The 15,203-nt window shown below is 62.9% G+C and carries 14 protein-coding genes and 1 pseudogene; 8 read left to right on the top strand and 7 right to left on the bottom strand.

Going from position 1 to position 15,203, the window contains the following annotated elements; genetic code table 11:
* The 4 genes from AAC126_RS18445 to AAC126_RS18430 form a co-directional block, all read right to left on the bottom strand.
* On the bottom strand, positions 1-604 hold a 604-nt coding region (locus tag AAC126_RS18445; protein ID WP_339856041.1), incomplete at its 3' end, for a bifunctional transcriptional activator/DNA repair enzyme AdaA.
* Positions 605-796: 192 nt separating this feature from the next.
* Positions 797-1,603, bottom strand: a complete 807-nt coding sequence (locus tag AAC126_RS18440; RefSeq protein ID WP_339856039.1) for a PhzF family phenazine biosynthesis protein — start codon at positions 1,601-1,603, stop codon at positions 797-799.
* 28 nt (positions 1,604-1,631) lie between these two features.
* Positions 1,632-2,333, bottom strand: a complete 702-nt coding sequence (locus AAC126_RS18435; RefSeq protein ID WP_339856037.1) for an alanyl-tRNA editing protein — start codon at positions 2,331-2,333, stop codon at positions 1,632-1,634.
* Positions 2,330-3,319, bottom strand: coding sequence for a threonine dehydratase (locus tag AAC126_RS18430; protein WP_339856035.1), 990 nt, complete (start codon positions 3,317-3,319; stop codon positions 2,330-2,332). Before AAC126_RS18430 ends, AAC126_RS18435 begins: the two co-directional genes overlap by 4 nt.
* Positions 3,320-3,525: 206 nt before the next feature.
* Here AAC126_RS18430 and AAC126_RS18425 point away from each other — a divergent pair, with 206 nt between their 5' ends.
* On the top strand, positions 3,526-4,926 hold the full coding sequence (locus AAC126_RS18425) for a PLP-dependent aminotransferase family protein (RefSeq protein WP_339856033.1): 1,401 nt from the start codon (positions 3,526-3,528) through the stop codon (positions 4,924-4,926).
* Positions 4,927-4,974: 48 nt separating this feature from the next.
* Entirely contained in the window at positions 4,975-5,559 is a 585-nt protein-coding gene (locus AAC126_RS18420) for a GNAT family protein (RefSeq protein WP_339856031.1), read from the top strand.
* 57 nt (positions 5,560-5,616) lie between these two features.
* Here AAC126_RS18420 and AAC126_RS18415 read toward each other — a convergent pair whose 3' ends face one another.
* Positions 5,617-6,828, bottom strand: coding sequence for a M20/M25/M40 family metallo-hydrolase (locus AAC126_RS18415; protein WP_339856029.1), 1,212 nt, complete (start codon positions 6,826-6,828; stop codon positions 5,617-5,619).
* Positions 6,829-7,100: 272 nt separating this feature from the next.
* On the opposite strand from AAC126_RS18415, the gene AAC126_RS18410 reads away from it, so the two are divergent.
* Together AAC126_RS18410 and AAC126_RS18405 are read left to right on the top strand one after the other, a co-directional pair.
* Positions 7,101-8,168: an ABC transporter substrate binding protein gene (locus AAC126_RS18410; RefSeq protein WP_339856027.1), complete on the top strand. Its 1,068-nt coding sequence runs from the start codon at positions 7,101-7,103 to the stop codon at positions 8,166-8,168.
* Positions 8,165-10,084 (top strand): ATP-binding protein, encoded by a 1,920-nt coding sequence (locus AAC126_RS18405; protein WP_339856026.1) that lies wholly within the window; start codon positions 8,165-8,167, stop codon positions 10,082-10,084. The genes AAC126_RS18410 and AAC126_RS18405 overlap by 4 nt, the downstream gene beginning before the upstream one ends.
* Positions 10,085-10,098: 14 nt before the next feature.
* Here AAC126_RS18405 and AAC126_RS18400 read toward each other — a convergent pair whose 3' ends face one another.
* Positions 10,099-11,364, bottom strand: coding sequence for a M20/M25/M40 family metallo-hydrolase (locus tag AAC126_RS18400; protein ID WP_339856024.1), 1,266 nt, complete (start codon positions 11,362-11,364; stop codon positions 10,099-10,101).
* Between the two features lie 198 nt (positions 11,365-11,562).
* Between AAC126_RS18400 and AAC126_RS18395 the strand changes: the two genes are divergently transcribed.
* Entirely contained in the window at positions 11,563-11,724 is a 162-nt protein-coding gene (locus AAC126_RS18395) for a YqaE/Pmp3 family membrane protein (protein WP_339856023.1), read from the top strand.
* Positions 11,721-13,160, top strand: a complete 1,440-nt coding sequence (locus tag AAC126_RS18390) for a mechanosensitive ion channel family protein (RefSeq protein ID WP_339856022.1) — start codon at positions 11,721-11,723, stop codon at positions 13,158-13,160. The genes AAC126_RS18395 and AAC126_RS18390 overlap by 4 nt, the downstream gene beginning before the upstream one ends.
* Here AAC126_RS18390 and AAC126_RS18385 read toward each other — a convergent pair.
* Positions 13,150-13,545, bottom strand: a complete 396-nt coding sequence (locus AAC126_RS18385) for a DUF4112 domain-containing protein (RefSeq protein WP_339856020.1) — start codon at positions 13,543-13,545, stop codon at positions 13,150-13,152. The genes AAC126_RS18390 and AAC126_RS18385 overlap by 11 nt on opposite strands.
* Before the next feature lie 216 nt (positions 13,546-13,761).
* Here AAC126_RS18385 and AAC126_RS18380 point away from each other — a divergent pair, with 216 nt between their 5' ends.
* Complete coding sequence (locus AAC126_RS18380) at positions 13,762-14,151, top strand: DoxX family protein (protein WP_339856018.1); 390 nt, start codon at positions 13,762-13,764, stop codon at positions 14,149-14,151.
* Positions 14,152-14,283: 132 nt separating this feature from the next.
* Positions 14,284-15,203 (top strand): annotated as a pseudogene (locus tag AAC126_RS18375) (hypothetical protein); the annotation flags it as partial.

The following is a 15,203-nucleotide window of genomic DNA, read 5'->3' as shown; positions in this document are numbered from 1 at the left end:
GGTCGCTGACCGCGACCAGCGCGCCGATCGGGCTGTCGATCCAGTCCGCCTTCAGGAATTCCTCCCCGGTGAAGCTGGCGGGGGACTGGCCGAGCAGCCGGGCAAAGGCGGACCGAAATCCGCTTGGCGAGTCGAACCCGGCATCAAGCTGCGCATCGATCACCCGGCCGCCATCGGACAGGGTGACGAAGCCATCCCGCAGGCGGCTGAGCCGGGCCATTTCAAGAAAGGTCACGCCGAACTGACGTTTAAAACTGCGCCGCACGGTGGAAGGGTCGAGGCCACGCGCGATCACGTCCGCCTCGGTCCAGCGCCGGGCCGGATCGGCCTCGAAAGCGGCAACGAGGATTTTCACCGCCGGATCGGCTTCCGCCGCCGTCGCCACCGGCTTGCAGCGCTTGCAGGGCCGGAAGCCGGACTCGATGCACTCACCGACCGTGGTGAAGAAACGGCAGTTCTCGGGCTTCGGATTCCGCGCCGGGCAATTCAGCCGGCAGAAGATCCCGGTCGAGGTGACGCCGACATAAACCCGGCCGTCATAGGCCGGATCCCGCCGGAGCAGGGCGTCATAGAGGAGGTCATGATTTTCGATGTCGTACAGCATGCCCTTCCTCTATCAAACCGCGCCCGAAACGTACGCCGATTTTCGGGCGCCGATATTTCTTTTCGTTTTCCCGGACCTGATCCGGGACCTTTTTGATCATGAGTACAGCCCGTCACTGGCAGATCGACGGGCGCTCTATGATCACCCAGGTCCCGGATTGGGGTCCGGGAAAAGAGCATGGATGGGGCCGCCTCAGATCTCGATATACCCCGAGAGATAGCGCGCGGCCTTGCCCGCCATCTCCACCCGGTCGCCCTTGAGGCTGCATTTCAGCTCGCCGCCACGGGCCGAGATCTGCCGGCCGAGCAGCGTCTTCTTGCCAAGCCGGTCAGCCCAGTAGGGGATCAGCAGGCAATGGTTCGAGCCGGTCACCGGATCCTCATCGATCCCGCCATTCGGCGCGAAATAGCGGGAGACGAAATCGACCTGCCATCCCGGCGCGGTGACGATGACGGAGACCGTCGGCAGTTTCTTCAGTCCGCCCATATCAGGAACGATGGCCCGGATCTGGTCCTCGTTCTCGTAGACCGCCATCAGCCGGTCGCGCTCCTCTTCCTGCGGCGCGTGGTAGAGTGCGACGGGTTCCGTACCGAGGGCTTCGAACAGACCTTTCGGGACGTCCCGCTTCGCCGGCGGATAGCTCGGGAAGTTCATGACGTAATAGTCACCGTCACGCCGTACGCGCAGGATACCGCTGCGGGTCCTGAAGCTGATCTCCTCACGGTCCGGCATCAGATCGTCGAAGATCAGCGCGGAGCTGGCGAGTGTCGCGTGACCGCACAGATCGACCTCGTGCACCGGGGTGAACCAGCGCAGATGGAAATCGGCCTCGCCGGTCTCGTCGGGAACGAAGAATGCGGTTTCCGCCAGATTGTTCTCGGCGGCGATCGACTGCATGGTCGGATCGGTCAGCCAGGTATAGAGCGGACAGATGGCCGCCGGATTGCCTCCGAACACATTCTCGGTAAAGGCATCGATCTGGTAAATTGGAACCCGCATTTCCTTGTTTCCTTTTGGTACGGTTTACTCACTCAACCAGCGTCAGATTGATCCGCCGGTTCTGCTTGCCCTTGTTCTCGATCTTGCCGATCTGGATGCTGCCGATCTCCGCCGTGGAGCGGACATGGGTGCCGCCGCAGGGCTGGTAGTCGACATCGCCGATCTTCACCATCCGCACCTTGCCGCTGCCCATCGGCGGCTTGACGGACATGGTGCGCACCAGATCCGGATTGGCTTCCAGCTCGGCATCGGTGATCCAGGAGAGCGAGACCGGATGATCGCCCGCGATCACCGCATTCAGCGCCTCGGTCAGAGCTTCCTTCTCGGGACGCTCGCCCGGGATGTTGAAATCGAGCCGGCCCTTGCCCGCGCCGATCTGCCCGCCGGTCACGCCGCCATCGACGACGGAGCAGAGCAGATGCAGGGCTGTGTGAACCCGCATGTGGGCATAACGCCGGTCCCAGTCGAGCGAGACTTCGACCGCGTCACCGACGGCCGGTGCCGCCGCGCCCTCTTCCAGCTTGTGCAGGATGCCGTCCCCGCCCTTCACCGCCTCGGTGATGACGATTGTCCCGCCCGCACCGGCAAGCGTGCCGCTGTCGCCGGGCTGGCCGCCGCCGGTCGGATAGAAAACGGTGCGGTCCAGCACCACCCCGTCCGGGCCGGATGCCAGCACTTTCGCGGTGCAGGATTTCAGGTAGGAATCATCCCGGAACAGCTCTTCGGTCACGTCGCAGTCTCCTCTTGTGTCTTCGCGCCCATCAACACATCGCGATAGAGCGCAAGGTCGACATTGGCACCGCTGAGAATGAGCGCAACCTTTTGACCCGCATTGGAGTCTTTCTCTTTCAGGCAAGCCGCCAGAGGTGTGGCCGCCGCGCCTTCGGCGACATTGTGGGTATCGGTGAAATAATGCCGCATGGCGGCCTTGATCTCGTCCTCCGACACCCGGACGATCCGCTCCGCCCCCTTCAGGATGACCTCGACCGCCTGCGGCACCGGCACCCGGCAGGCAACGCCGTCCGCCATGGTGTCCGCGCTGTTGGTCGAGACCGGCTTCTTCTGCTCGAAGGACAGCGCATAGGCCGGCGCATTCTCGGCCACCACGCCGATCACCTGCGTCTTCAGGCCGAGCGCGTCCCGCGCGGCGATCACACCGGAGATGCCGGAGCCGAGCCCGATCGGCACATAGACCCGGTCGAGATCCGGGCAGGCCGTGAACAGCTCAAGCCCGTAGGTCGCCACCCCGCGCACCAGATCCGGATGATAGCTCGGCAACAGGTGCAATCCCTCGCCCTCGGCAAGGGAGACCGCATGCTCGAAGGCCGCCTGGAAATCATCGCCATGCTCGACCAGTTCGGCGCCGAGCGCGCGCATGGCCGCGTTCTTCTCCACCGAATTGCCGTGCGGCACGACGACGACCGCGCGCAGCCCGGCCCGGGCCGCCGCAAAGGCGACGCTCTGTCCGTGATTGCCCCGCGTTGCCGTGATCACGCCGGGACAGTCCGGCTCCCGGCGCTTCAGATTGTCCATATAGACCAGCCCGCCGCGCATCTTGAAGGCACCGAGCGGCGTCTGGTTCTCGTGCTTGACGTGGATTTCGGCCCCGGCACGCTGCGAGAGCAGCGGCCAGTGATGTTGCGGCGTCGGCGGCACGAGCTGATGTACCAGCCGGGCGGTCTCTTCGAGTTCGGCGCGTGTGAAAGAAAAAGTCACGATCCATCCTTCCCGGTTGCAGTCATTCGGCCCGCATCATGTCAAAGCCAGCAGCATCAATCCATCGCCGCGCCAAGCCGGCACACCCGGATTGTCATCATTTACCCCACCATCAATCGATACAATATTACGATTGAACCGATCCAATACCTGCGTAATATCGGTTCAATCGTCGATCAATCGGAACATTGTCACAGAGACAAAGTATGCACAGCCGCCCGATGGACTGGGTCCCCGACCTGAGCGACCGGCCCGGACCGAAATATCTCTCGATTGCCCGCGCCATGGCGGAAGACATTGCCACCGGCGCCCTGCAACCGGGCACGCAACTGCCAACACACCGCGAGCTGGCCTATCAGCTCGGCGTCACCGTCGGCACGGTATCGCGCGCCTATGCGGAAGCCACGCGGCGCGGCCTGATCGATGGCGAAGTTGGCCGCGGCACCTTCGTGCGCCGCCGGATCGGCCGGGACATGGGCGAGATACCAGCCGGTGCGAACCGGGGCGGGATCGATTTCGGACTGAACTTTCCGCCGATGGGGACCACGGAACGGGACGCCTTCTCCGATGCCCTGAAGGAAATCGCCGACAGCCGCGACCTGATGAACCTGATGGCCTACGCCCCGCATGGCGGCGCCCCGCGTCACCGGCAGGCGGCGGCGGACTGGATGCGCGCCCTTGGCGTCGAGACCGATGCGGGCCGGGCCATTGTCACCACGGGCGGGCAGAACGGCATGCTCGCCGCCTTTGCCGCCCTGGTGCAGGCGGGGGATACAATCCTTGTCGAGAAGCTGACATATCCCGGCATTGTCCCCCTCGCGGAAATGCTCGGCCTCAAGGTCCAGCCGGTGGATATGGATGCCGAAGGCGTGCGCCCGGACGCGCTGGAAGAAGCCTGCCGCAACTTCGCGCCGCGCGCGCTCTATTGCATGCCGACACTGCAGAACCCGACCAACGCGGTGATGGGGGAACACCGGCGCGAGGATATTGCCGCCATCGCGAAACGCTACAATCTGATCCTGGTCGAGGACGATCTCTACCGCTTCCTGGTGGCGGACGCGCCGCCGCCGCTGGCGAACTACCTGCCGGACCAGGCGATCTTCATCACCTCCGCCGCCAAGCAACTGGCGCCGGGCCTGCGCATCGGCGGCATCAGCGCCCCCCGCGCCATGGTTCCGAAGCTGGAGCGGGCCATGCGAGCCTCCACCTGGATGGCCTCACCGGCCATGGCGGAAGTCTTCTCGCTTTGGGTCGACCGGGGCATCGCCAGCACGATGGCGCGGGAAAAGGCCACCGAAATGCGCGGCCGCCAAGCCGCCGCCGCCGAAATCCTGCAAGGCTTCACCTTCGCCGGTCACCCGACCAGCATGCATCTCTGGCTGACCCTGCCGGAGCCCTGGACCGACCGCGACGCCGTGGCCGTGCTGGGCGAGCATGGCGTGATCGCCTCTTCCGGCCAGGTCTTCGCCACCGCCCCCGGCGCGGGCCGCAACCGTCTCCGCCTCTCCCTCGGCAATCCGAAGGACCTGAAGATCGTGCGCCACGGTCTCGGGGTCATCGCCGACACCCTCGCCGGCGCGCCGCAACAGGCCGCCTCCATCGTCTGACCCGCTTTTGCCTTTTACCTATCCGTGCATGTTGAAGGACCATCCGAAATGAAAGTCGAACCCGTCACCCTGACCGGCAAGCATGTCCGCCTGGAGCCGATGAGCGAAGCCGCGATCCCGGCCCTGCAGAAGGCTGCGGAAGATCCCGCGATCTGGAAATGGACATGGCCCGGCACGGACCCGGATGCGGTCGCGGCCTATGTGCGCCTGGCGCTGGATAATCAGAAAAAAGGCATCGACCTGCCCTTCGTCACCGTCGATGTCGCCAGCGGCGAGGTCGCGGGCTCGACCCGCTACATGACCATCGACACCAAGAACACGCGCGTCGAGATCGGCAGCACCTGGCTGAACCCGCGCTACCAGCGCTCCCCGATCAACACCGAAGCGAAATACCTGATGCTGACCCATGCGTTCGAGACGCTCGGCTGCATCCGGGTCGAGTTTAAGACCCACCACCGGAACGAGCAGTCCCAGAACGCCCTGAAACGCATCGGCGCGATCTACGAAGGCACCCTGCGCCAGCACATGATCCACACCGACGGCACGCTGCGGGATTCGGTCTATTTCTCCATCCTCGACAAGGAATGGCCGGAAGTGAAGAAGATGCTGGAAGCGAAGTTGGCAGCGAGATAGCCCCTGCCGGGCCGGACAAGCTCTCAGAAGCTATCCGGCCCGGATCTTTTCAGTAGATCAACCTTCTACAAACCCAGCTGTAGCGACCAGCGCCAGCAGACCGGCATTTAACCCGCGCAGGCTCAGTTCCGGCTCCACGTCGATCCACTCATCCACTGTATGGGCCCGGCCACCGGCGCCGCCGTGGGAGAATTTTACCGCCGGGACACCATGCGCCATCGGGATATTGGCGTCGGTTGAGGAGGCGGAGAAAGCAGGCTCGAAGCCGTAGGCCTTGATGGCGGCGACGCTGGCTTCGACGATGGTGGTGTTGTGCGCCGTCGTGCCTGCCGGGCGGTTGCCGATCTGGGTGAGCTCGACGCTGATTTCGCCGTTCGTGGTATCGCCACGCGCATTCTCGCCCGCGACCGCCGCGTCGATCAGCGCTTTCACTTCGCCATCCACCCGGTTCAGCACCTCGGCGGATTCCGACCGCAGGTCGATCTCGGTCCAGACCTCTTCGGGAATGGCATTCACCGACGTGCCGCCGCTGAACGTGCTGGCGCAATAGGAAGACTTGGGGTCGCCCGGCACCTCGATCTTCGACATGCCGACAAGGAAGCTGCCGAGCGCATAGGCCGGGTTCACCGTGCCGAAGGCGCCGAGGCTGTGCCCGCCCGGCCCCTTGAAGGCGACCTTGTAGCGGTAGGAGCCGACACCGGCGGTGACCAGATCCTGGGTTTCGATGCCGTCGAAGGTGAAGAAGGAGGCGATGCGCTCGCGATAGGCGTTCTCGGTGAAGAGATAGCGCACGCCGCGCAGATCGCCCTTGCCCTCCTCGCCGACATCGCCGACGAAAAGAATGTCCTGCTCGGTCTCGATCCCGCCCGCATCGAGCGCCCGGATAAAGGCCAGCAGGGCCGCCAGTCCGCGCGTGTCGTCGCCGACACCGGGGGCGAACAGCTTGGTGCCCTCCCGGCGCACTTTCACGTCCGTGCCTTCCGGAAACACCGTATCCAGATGCGCCGCCGCCACGACGATCGGGCCATTGCCCCGGCCGCGCCGGAGACCGGTGACATTGCCGATGCCATCACGCTGCACATCCTCCAGACCGAGCGCCCGGAACATCTCCTCATAGGCCGCCGCCCGCTTCTCTTCCTTGAAGGGTGGGGACGGAATCTCGGTCAGGGTGATGATCTCGCCGACGAACCGGTCGTGGCCGGCACGCAGATCGTCGGTGGCTTTCTGGAACTGCGCACTGGCGCGGATGGTATCGGTATCGTGGATCATATCATCACTCGCGGAGACGTTTGGGGCGGGGGGTGAAACACGTATAGCCTACAGAAACGGGTCCGGCTTCGCAGCCGCTGGATCGGCAACAGCGGAATGCCGATCAGGAAGCAGCCGGGGCCGGTTGATTCGGGATAGCCTCACCGGCAATGATCCGCCTACCCTCTTGATTCCAGGCAGAACACAGCTCCGTGCTTTGCATTTCTTGTGAAGCTCGTACAATCGTAAGAGGTTCAGCCTCAAAGTAATTAGCCATCATTAGGGTCTTTCTGATGCCTTCAGCCGGGAGCCGACCGACGCGCGCATACTTGAAATCTTTCATTCTGGGTTTCTGCTTTTTGCTGCTTCCGGTGAACGCATCCGCGGACGAGACGCTTAAACACGTCGTGATCCTCAAGACCCTGACATCCCCTCTCCTGGATAAATCGGCAGCATGGTTCCAGCTGGAGATGAGCCATCTGGGGCATCAGGAGGGTGTGAATGTCTCCTACACCATCCTGAATGCCTACGGTGACTTCAAGCGCGCCAAAGAGCTGCTGAAAACCACGATGGATCAAGACCCGCCGGATCTTGTCCTGACAGTCGCCACCCTTGCCACGCGCGCCGGGCGGGAATTGTTGACGGGCACGAAAATCCCCCAGCTCTTCATGATTGTCACGGACCCGGTCGGCGAGGGCTTCGTCGGTGAAATGGGAAAAGCCAGCAAATCGAACATCACGGGGCAGAGCCATGTCGTGCCGGTCGAGTCACAACTTGCCCTGGTCTCCCAGATCCTGCAGACAGCGAAACGCGATACCCCTTTCCGCATCGGCATTCCTCGATCAACATATCCTTCCGCAGCAAGCCAGGCTGCCCAGTTGCGTGCCGCCGCACATCAGTTTCCCGTGCTGGAGTTTGTCGATCTTGGCTTTCCCTATATTCCCGGCCCCGAGGGGCGCACCAGGATGACGGAATTAGCCATGGATAGTGTCAACGCACACAAAGACACTCTTGACGGCCTCTGGATGGTGGCCGGCCCCAATCAATCCAATGTCGATTTCGTGAAGAATATCATCGCCACCGGCGTCCCCATCGTGAGTGGCGGCAATATCCAGAATGCCAGCCTGGGTGCGATGATCGTCCTGCAATCCACCGACGAGCTCAACGGAAGGGCCGCCGCCGAAGCCGCAAGCGCCATTCTGTCAGGCATAAATCCCGGGGAAATTCCGGTAACCCGGCCAAGCAGGTTTATTGCCGGTGTAAACATCGCAACCGCCACCAGACTTGGCGCCGTCATTCCCTCAGGGGTTCTGGAACTGGCGCAAGACAATGTTTTTTATCAGCAAGGCCCCGGAAATTGAGCCTCTACACGAAATTCATCGCCGCAATCATTCCCATCGTCCTGCTGGGAACGGGCGCGTTCGGCTACTGGTCCTTCACATATTCGCGGGACGTGCTCTACCGGACCGAGCAACAGGCGATGAACCTGAGGCTTGAAGCCGCGATCGACCAGTTTGTCGACCGCCGCTACACGCTCCTGGAATCCACCGGGCTGAACGCCCTGGCCTCCTACGTCAATCAGTACAAGTCCGAGGCGACGGCCGATTTCAAGGATCTCAGCGAGAAGACGGGGCGGCGTATTCTGATTTTCGACCAGGACGGCACGGCCCTGTTCTGTGGCGGCTGCGAGAGCGGAGCCTTTCCCGGCGGCTGGGGGGAACTTGCCTCCGATGTTACCGGCAAGCTGTCCGGAATCCATTACGCGGCCCCCGGCGACGACGCCGTATTCAGCGCCACCCGGTTCGCCAAGCAGAACTGGGACTGGGTCGTCTTTCTGACGGTTCCGGAAACCGTGGTCTCCAAGGATGTCGAGGACATCCGGCTGGCGACGATCATCGTCTCCCTGGCATCCATTCTTGCCGTCGCCGGAATGATCGCCTGGGTGTCCCGCAGCCTCCTCGTCACCCCGATCCTGAAGCTCAAGCTCGCCGCAGAATCCATCGCCCGTCAGGAACCGATTTCCAGAATAGACATAAATTCGAATGACGAGCTCGGCCGCCTTGCCCGGGACATGGAGACCATGTCCCACTCCATCCATGATTATGTCGAGCGGGCCAACGCCGCGAACAAGGCGAAGTCCGGCTTCCTGGCGACCATGAGCCACGAAATCCGGACACCGCTGAACGGCGTGCTCGGCATCGCGCAGCTTCTGGAAGACACCGATCTCAACCCGGACCAGAAACGGAAAGTCTCCAACATCGTCGCCTCGGGCAGGACCCTGCTTGCGATCATCAATGACGTGCTGGATATGAGCCGGATCGAATCCGGCGCCATGGAGCTGGAAGACACGATATTCGATCTGAAGGAGCTGCTCTCCTCGATCATGACCCCGTTCCAGACCGCCGCCGGGCAAAAGGGCCTTACCATCCGGGGCGAATACACGATCCTGCCGCCCACGCACATGCGCGGCGATCCCGTCCGCCTGAGGCAGGTTCTCTGGAACCTTCTCAGCAATGCGGTGAAATTCACGGATGCAGGCAGCGTCGTGCTCCGGGTCACAGAATCCGGTCAGGACCCCGCACAGGGCTCAGAGCCGGATGCCGGAAAAACACGGGGCATCCACTTCGCCGTGACCGATACCGGCACCGGGGTCGCGCCGGATCGTCAGGCATCGATTTTCGAGGCTTTCACCCAGGAAGACAGCTCGATCACCCGGAAGTTCGGCGGCACCGGCCTCGGACTGGCCATTGTCAGCCAGATCGTCGGGCTGATGGGCGGCCGGATCGGGATCGAAAGCGCGCTCGGGGAAGGCACGACGATAGACGTCTTCATCCCGTTCGGCATCGTCACCGAGGAAGATCTCGAAAGCTCGAACGCGACAAGCATGGCCGCCTCCGGCGAGAACCAGACGCTCCCCGTCTACAGGGTTCTGGTGGCGGAAGATAATGCCATCAACGCCATGGTGGTCACGGCTGTCCTTGAAAAGCTCGGGCAGACCGTCAGGCATGTCGAAAATGGCCGCGAAGCCGTGGATGAAGTCATGCGGGGCGAGACCGATTTCGTCTTCATGGACATCCATATGCCGGAGATGGACGGGATCGAAGCGACCCGGGAAATCCGGGCCGCCGCGTCCCACAACGACATCCCCATCATCGGCCTCACGGCGGAGGCTTTTGTCGAGCGCCATGCCGAATTCAGGGAAGCCGGCATGAACGACGTCCTGACAAAGCCGTTCACGATAGACCAGTTGTTCAAGGTGCTGTCCCAGTACGGGTGAGCCCAGCGAATGAGCTACCTTGCGCCCGCGCCCAGATAGTCCGCGGCACAGCAAATATGCAGCTTGAAGACCGTGATCGCCTCGTCGAGCGTCACATGCTCCTCGTCCGTGCCCATGCTGAGATTGGACGGTCCGCAGATCACAGCCGGGATGCCGCGCCAGCGCCAGTAGCGCGCGTCGGTGCCGCCGAGGCTGCAGACGGGCGGGGCGTCATTGCCGGTGAGATCCTTGATATTGCCGCGCAGGATCGTCGCCATCTCGCCGTTCGGATCCGTGCTGCTGGCGGGATAGCTGTGGTCCTCGTTCACCACCATGCTGCAGCCATGGGCCGCAGCAATGCTTTCAAGCTCGGCCCGCATCGCGCTGCACTCCACGCCGACCGGATAACGCATGTCGAGATGGACGGCGCAATCCGTCGGAATTTGTGTTGCCTTGGCGCCACCTTCGATGATCCCGGCATTGACGGTAATCCGGCGCGCGTTTTCGGCGGCCCCCTTGCCGAGCGCGGCATCGGCAGCCGCGACAGAGTCCGGTGATGTCAGGATAGCGTCGAATTCCGGCGGCAGATCCGCCAGCTTCAGGTGAAAGCTCTCATAAATGGCGTGAACCGCCTTCACGATCTGCTCGATCGGGTTATGCGCCCGGTGCGGATAGCCGCCATGACCGCCCGGCCCGCTGGCCGTCAGGGCAAAGCGCAGGGTGCCCTTCTCCATGAACCGCAGGGTGGACAGCCCGCTCGGCTCGCCATTCAGGCAGCAATCGCCTGATATCTCGCCGGCATGTTCCTCGAACAGATAGCGGGTGCCGTAGCGCCCGCCGGACTGCTCGTCCGACACCACGGTCAGGGTGAGATTGCCGGCAAGCCAGTTCCGGTAGGGATGCAGCAGGCCATAGGTCAGGATCGAGGCAAGCGTTCCGGTCTTCATGTCCGAGGCGCCTCGGGCCACGATCCGGTCGCCGACAATCTCCGCGTCCCAGAGTGTCTCCTTGCTGACCGGAAACACATCCATATGGCCGTTCAGCACCAGGGTACGGCCCGGCTTTCCACTCTCCCAGCGGCCAACGATGTTCGGCATGTCGTCACGGGCCGCGAGCGTCCTGTGCGGCACCCCGAACCCGTCAAGCACCTCGCGGACAAAGGCCGCCGCCTCGCGCATGTCCCCCGGCGGGTTGGCACTGCGGATACGCAAAAAATCACGCAGAAGGCCGATATATTCGTCACGCCGGTCATCGACCATGCGGCAGAGCTCCCGTTTGAGAGCCGCGATTTCGTCAGTCATGTCAATCCAGGGAGAGGCTGGTGAGGTGGGACACCCATTCGACGACAATGATCCCCGGCTGGCAAGAGGCTCTTTACGGAAGACCGGCGGAAGAACAGGCAGACAGCCTCGCCAAAGCTCCCTTGCGCCCATTCGGGGAACCAAATCGCCAGAACTGCGTTATTATGGGAACTGGAACATTTCCTGGGGGAAAGCAACATGACCTTGCTCCGATTGCTTCTGACCATCCTTCTGCCGCCTCTCGGCGTCTTTCTGACCGTCGGTATCGGTGGTCATTTCTGGCTGAATATCCTGCTCACGATCCTCGGCTACATCCCCGGCATCGTTCATGGGGTTTGGGTTATCGCCAAGCGGTCATGATCATCCCGCGCCGGGCGGCCGTGGCCGCGATACTCGCTATCGTCATGCTTTTTCTTATGGCCCCGGCCAGCCCGGTGGGTGCTCAGGACGCCTCCGCCCCATCCGGTGACGTGACCGCGGCCGCGCAGGCAGTTGCCGTCACCCCGGTGGCGCGCGACGATGAAATCGCCACGCGGATCGAAAACATCCTGCACGCGACGGGCTGGTATCCCGACATCGAGGTGGAAGCCACCGACGGTGTCGTCTTTCTGGACGGCATAGCCGGATCGGACGAGCACCGCGCCTGGGCACGCGATCTTGCATCCAAGACCCAGGATGTGGTCGCCGTGGTCAACCGGATTTCCGTCAGGCCCGAAATCGACTGGACCTTCCGGCCGGCCATTTCCGAGATCACAACACTTCTGCGCAACGGTCTTGCCAGCCTGCCGCTGATCGTTCTGGCACTGGTGATCCTACCACTGGCCTTTTACGCCGCCATATTCGTGGCCCGCCTGATCGAGTGGCTCCTGCGCGCGCGGGTCGGCTCCCCCTTCCTGCGCAGCGTCATGGCGCGCGTGGCCGCGATCCCGGTTTTCCTGATCGGCCTTTATATCGTCCTGCAGGTCGCCGGACTGACGCAGCTTGCCCTGTCGATCCTCGGCGGCGCCGGGGTGGCGGGCATCATCGTCGGCTTCGCTTTCCGGGACATTGCCGAAAATTTCCTGGCGAGCCTTCTGCTCAGCATCCGGCAACCGTTCCGGCGCGGCGATTATATCGCTGTCGGCGGACAGGAAGGCACGGTTCAGAGCATGAATACCCGCAGCACACTGCTGATGTCCCGCGAGGGCAATCACATCCAGATCCCGAACGCGACGGTGTTCAAGAACACAATCGTGAATTACAGCGCGGCCCCGGCCCGGCAGGAGTTCCTGTCGATCGGCATCGGCTACGATGTCTCGATCGCCGCTGCCCAGGAGATCATCCGTCAGGTTCTCGTCGACCATTCAGCGGTTCTGGAAGAACCGGAGGAGCCGCTTGTTCTGGTCGACTCGCTCGGCAGCGCCACCGTGAACCTGCGGGCTTATTTCTGGTTCGACGGCAGGGCATATTCCGCCTTCAAGATCAGGTCCGCCCTCCTGAGACTGGTCAAGAAGGCCCTGATCGAGAAAAACATCTCCATGCCGGACGAGGCCCGCGAAATCGTTTTCCCCCAGGGTGTCCCGGTTATCTCCATGGATGGCACCCCTGCCGCGCCCGGACCGGCTCAGCCGGCCCCCGATGAAAGCGCCGCCGCCGAGAGTGCCGAATCCGGCGTCGCCGCGACCATGTCGGAAGGCGATCTGGAAAACGAGACGGACTCGCTGGAACGCCATGCTGCCTCCGCCGACATTCCCGAAGCAGAAGAGGACCTGCTGCCCGATCCCGACGACAGTCCCCGGACGGAGATCAGAGGCTAGAAGCCTTATCGGAGAAATGCTTCCGCAACAGGGCCACGTTGCGGCGATTGGCCTTGAAACCGAGATCAAAGAGGTCACCGACCAGCGGGATCGCCCCGGTCAGCAGATCCAGGACAATATTCCCGGTCATGCGGATACGCAGGGGCAAGGGTGCGCCGATACGGCGTGCCTGGTGGACGATGTAAAAAGAGAGCAGCGCCGTCCCGCCATCGCCGATCCCCGGCAGCAAGCCCACCACCGCATCCAGCCCGAACCGGATATCGGTGCCCGGAATCCGGAACCGGCTGTCCAGCCAATGGGCCAGATTTTCAAGGCGCTTGATCTCGCGCTCCCGGTCTGTCCCGGAGGTCGCCTCCGGGGCTTTCGCCGGTCTTTCATGAAGCATCGCACTCTCCGGGCCTCGGGTTTGGCAGATTTACGGTCACAGCAGGCATGCCGGCACAGCAAACATGCCGTCACAAAGGTAAACGTGCGTCCGGGCAGGCGGTTCCACCCCGGCCGAAGCATCAGGTCAAACAGGGCCGAGACAGCTTTTGCCAGCCTTCGGGCAATGCGCTACGGTCCCGGAAATCTTCACCCCATATGGATGGAACAGGGTCAGATGAGGAACAAGTTAACGCCTTGGGCTCCTACGATACTCAGCATTACCCGTGCAGTCTCCGGGCTGATCTTCATGGCGCATGGCACGCAGAAACTTCTCGGCTTTCCCGCCGGAGGGCACGCCCCCGCCACGTTCTCCATGTCCTGGACAGCGGGCCTCATAGAATTGATCTGCGGCGCACTCATTGCCGTCGGCTTCCTGACACGCCCCGCTGCTTTTCTCGCCTCCGGCCTGATGGCGTTCGCCTACTGGATCGCACACGCACCGCGTGACTTCTTCCCGGTAAACAATGGCGGCGACGCAGCGATCCTCTATTGCTTCCTGTTCCTCTATCTCGTTTTCGCCGGCCCCGGCCCTCTGAGCATCGATGGCATGCGCCGCCGCGCCTGAACAAGATTGCGCCGAACAAGGCCGCGCCTGAACGAAACAGGATCAGCCCTGGAGCCGCCAAGCCGACAACATAAACGTGCATAACGCTTAATCCGCGGATATTCTGACGTCAGCCTCACAAAGAAGGACCGGATGATGCGGATCACCTTGATCATACTGGCGCTTGCCCTGTGGCTTGGCGCCTGCGCCGGTATTTCACCCGATAGTCCGGAGGGCCGCACCAGCGCCCACTTCGAAGCCATTCGCGGCGACCGCACGCTGACCCGCGCCTTCCTGCAGGCAATGCCGAAAGGCGCGGATCTGCACACCCACCTCTCCGGTGCCGTCTATGCCGAGGCCTATATCCGCTGGGCCGCGGATCCGGAACTCCACCTTTGTTACGATCCCGGCACCCGCGCGATTGCGGAATGCGGCGCCCATGCCCCGCCGATGGCCAAACCCGATTGTGGCGGGGCAACCCAGGTACGCATGAGCGACGCCGCGACGAGCGACAGTTGCATCGCGACGATCACCGATAATCTCTCGATGCGCAATTTCAGGCCAAACCCGCTCTGGGAGCAGCGTTCGGGCCATGACCAGTTTTTCTCCACATTCGCCCGTTTCGGCGCCGTCTCCGGCGATCACAAGGCGGAAAGCCTTGCCTGGATTGCCCGTAACGCGGCGCTGCAGAACGTGGTCTATGTCGAGCCGATGATGACCCTCGGCTGGGTTAATCCGGCTACTCTCGGCGTTACGCAAAAGCTGAAAGGCGGCAGCGACGCCGAGCTTGCGGCCTTCGAGAAGGCACTGCTCGACCATGGCTTCGCCAAACAGGTCGATGCCGGGGCCAAGATTCTGAACGACGCCATGGCCGGTGCCCGGGAACAGATGGGCTGCACCGGGAGCAAGCCCGAGCCCGGTTGTACCGTGACCCTCCGCCAGCTCGGCCAGAGCATCCGGACACAGCCGCCGGAGAACACCTTCGCGCAGGTCATGCTGCATTACATGATCGCGGACAGGGAAAAGCTCAGCGTCGGTGTCAATTTCGTCGCGCCGGAGGACTATCACGTCGC

The sequence above is a fragment of the uncultured Nisaea sp. genome (assembly GCF_963974195.1).
In the GTDB taxonomy this organism is placed as follows: Bacteria; Pseudomonadota; Alphaproteobacteria; order Thalassobaculales; family Thalassobaculaceae; genus Nisaea.
The sequence above is the reverse complement of the archived record's forward strand: the minus strand, read 5'-3'. Positions and strand labels throughout refer to the sequence as shown.

What these genes read in the sequence shown, in the direction of transcription:
- AAC126_RS18400 (WP_339856024.1), bottom strand. Translation starts at nt 11,364, where the DNA reads ATGACTGACGAAATCGCGGCTCTCAAACGGGAGCTCTGCCGCATGGTC.
- AAC126_RS18395 (WP_339856023.1), top strand. Translation starts at nt 11,563, where the DNA reads ATGACCTTGCTCCGATTGCTTCTGACCATCCTTCTGCCGCCTCTCGGC.
- AAC126_RS18420 (WP_339856031.1), top strand. Translation starts at nt 4,975, where the DNA reads ATGAAAGTCGAACCCGTCACCCTGACCGGCAAGCATGTCCGCCTGGAG.
- AAC126_RS18425 (WP_339856033.1), top strand. Translation starts at nt 3,526, where the DNA reads ATGCACAGCCGCCCGATGGACTGGGTCCCCGACCTGAGCGACCGGCCC.
- AAC126_RS18385 (WP_339856020.1), bottom strand. Translation starts at nt 13,545, where the DNA reads ATGCTTCATGAAAGACCGGCGAAAGCCCCGGAGGCGACCTCCGGGACA.
- AAC126_RS18390 (WP_339856022.1), top strand. Translation starts at nt 11,721, where the DNA reads ATGATCATCCCGCGCCGGGCGGCCGTGGCCGCGATACTCGCTATCGTC.
- AAC126_RS18440 (WP_339856039.1), bottom strand. Translation starts at nt 1,603, where the DNA reads ATGCGGGTTCCAATTTACCAGATCGATGCCTTTACCGAGAATGTGTTC.
- AAC126_RS18380 (WP_339856018.1), top strand. Translation starts at nt 13,762, where the DNA reads ATGAGGAACAAGTTAACGCCTTGGGCTCCTACGATACTCAGCATTACC.
- AAC126_RS18410 (WP_339856027.1), top strand. Translation starts at nt 7,101, where the DNA reads ATGCCTTCAGCCGGGAGCCGACCGACGCGCGCATACTTGAAATCTTTC.
- AAC126_RS18415 (WP_339856029.1), bottom strand. Translation starts at nt 6,828, where the DNA reads ATGATCCACGATACCGATACCATCCGCGCCAGTGCGCAGTTCCAGAAA.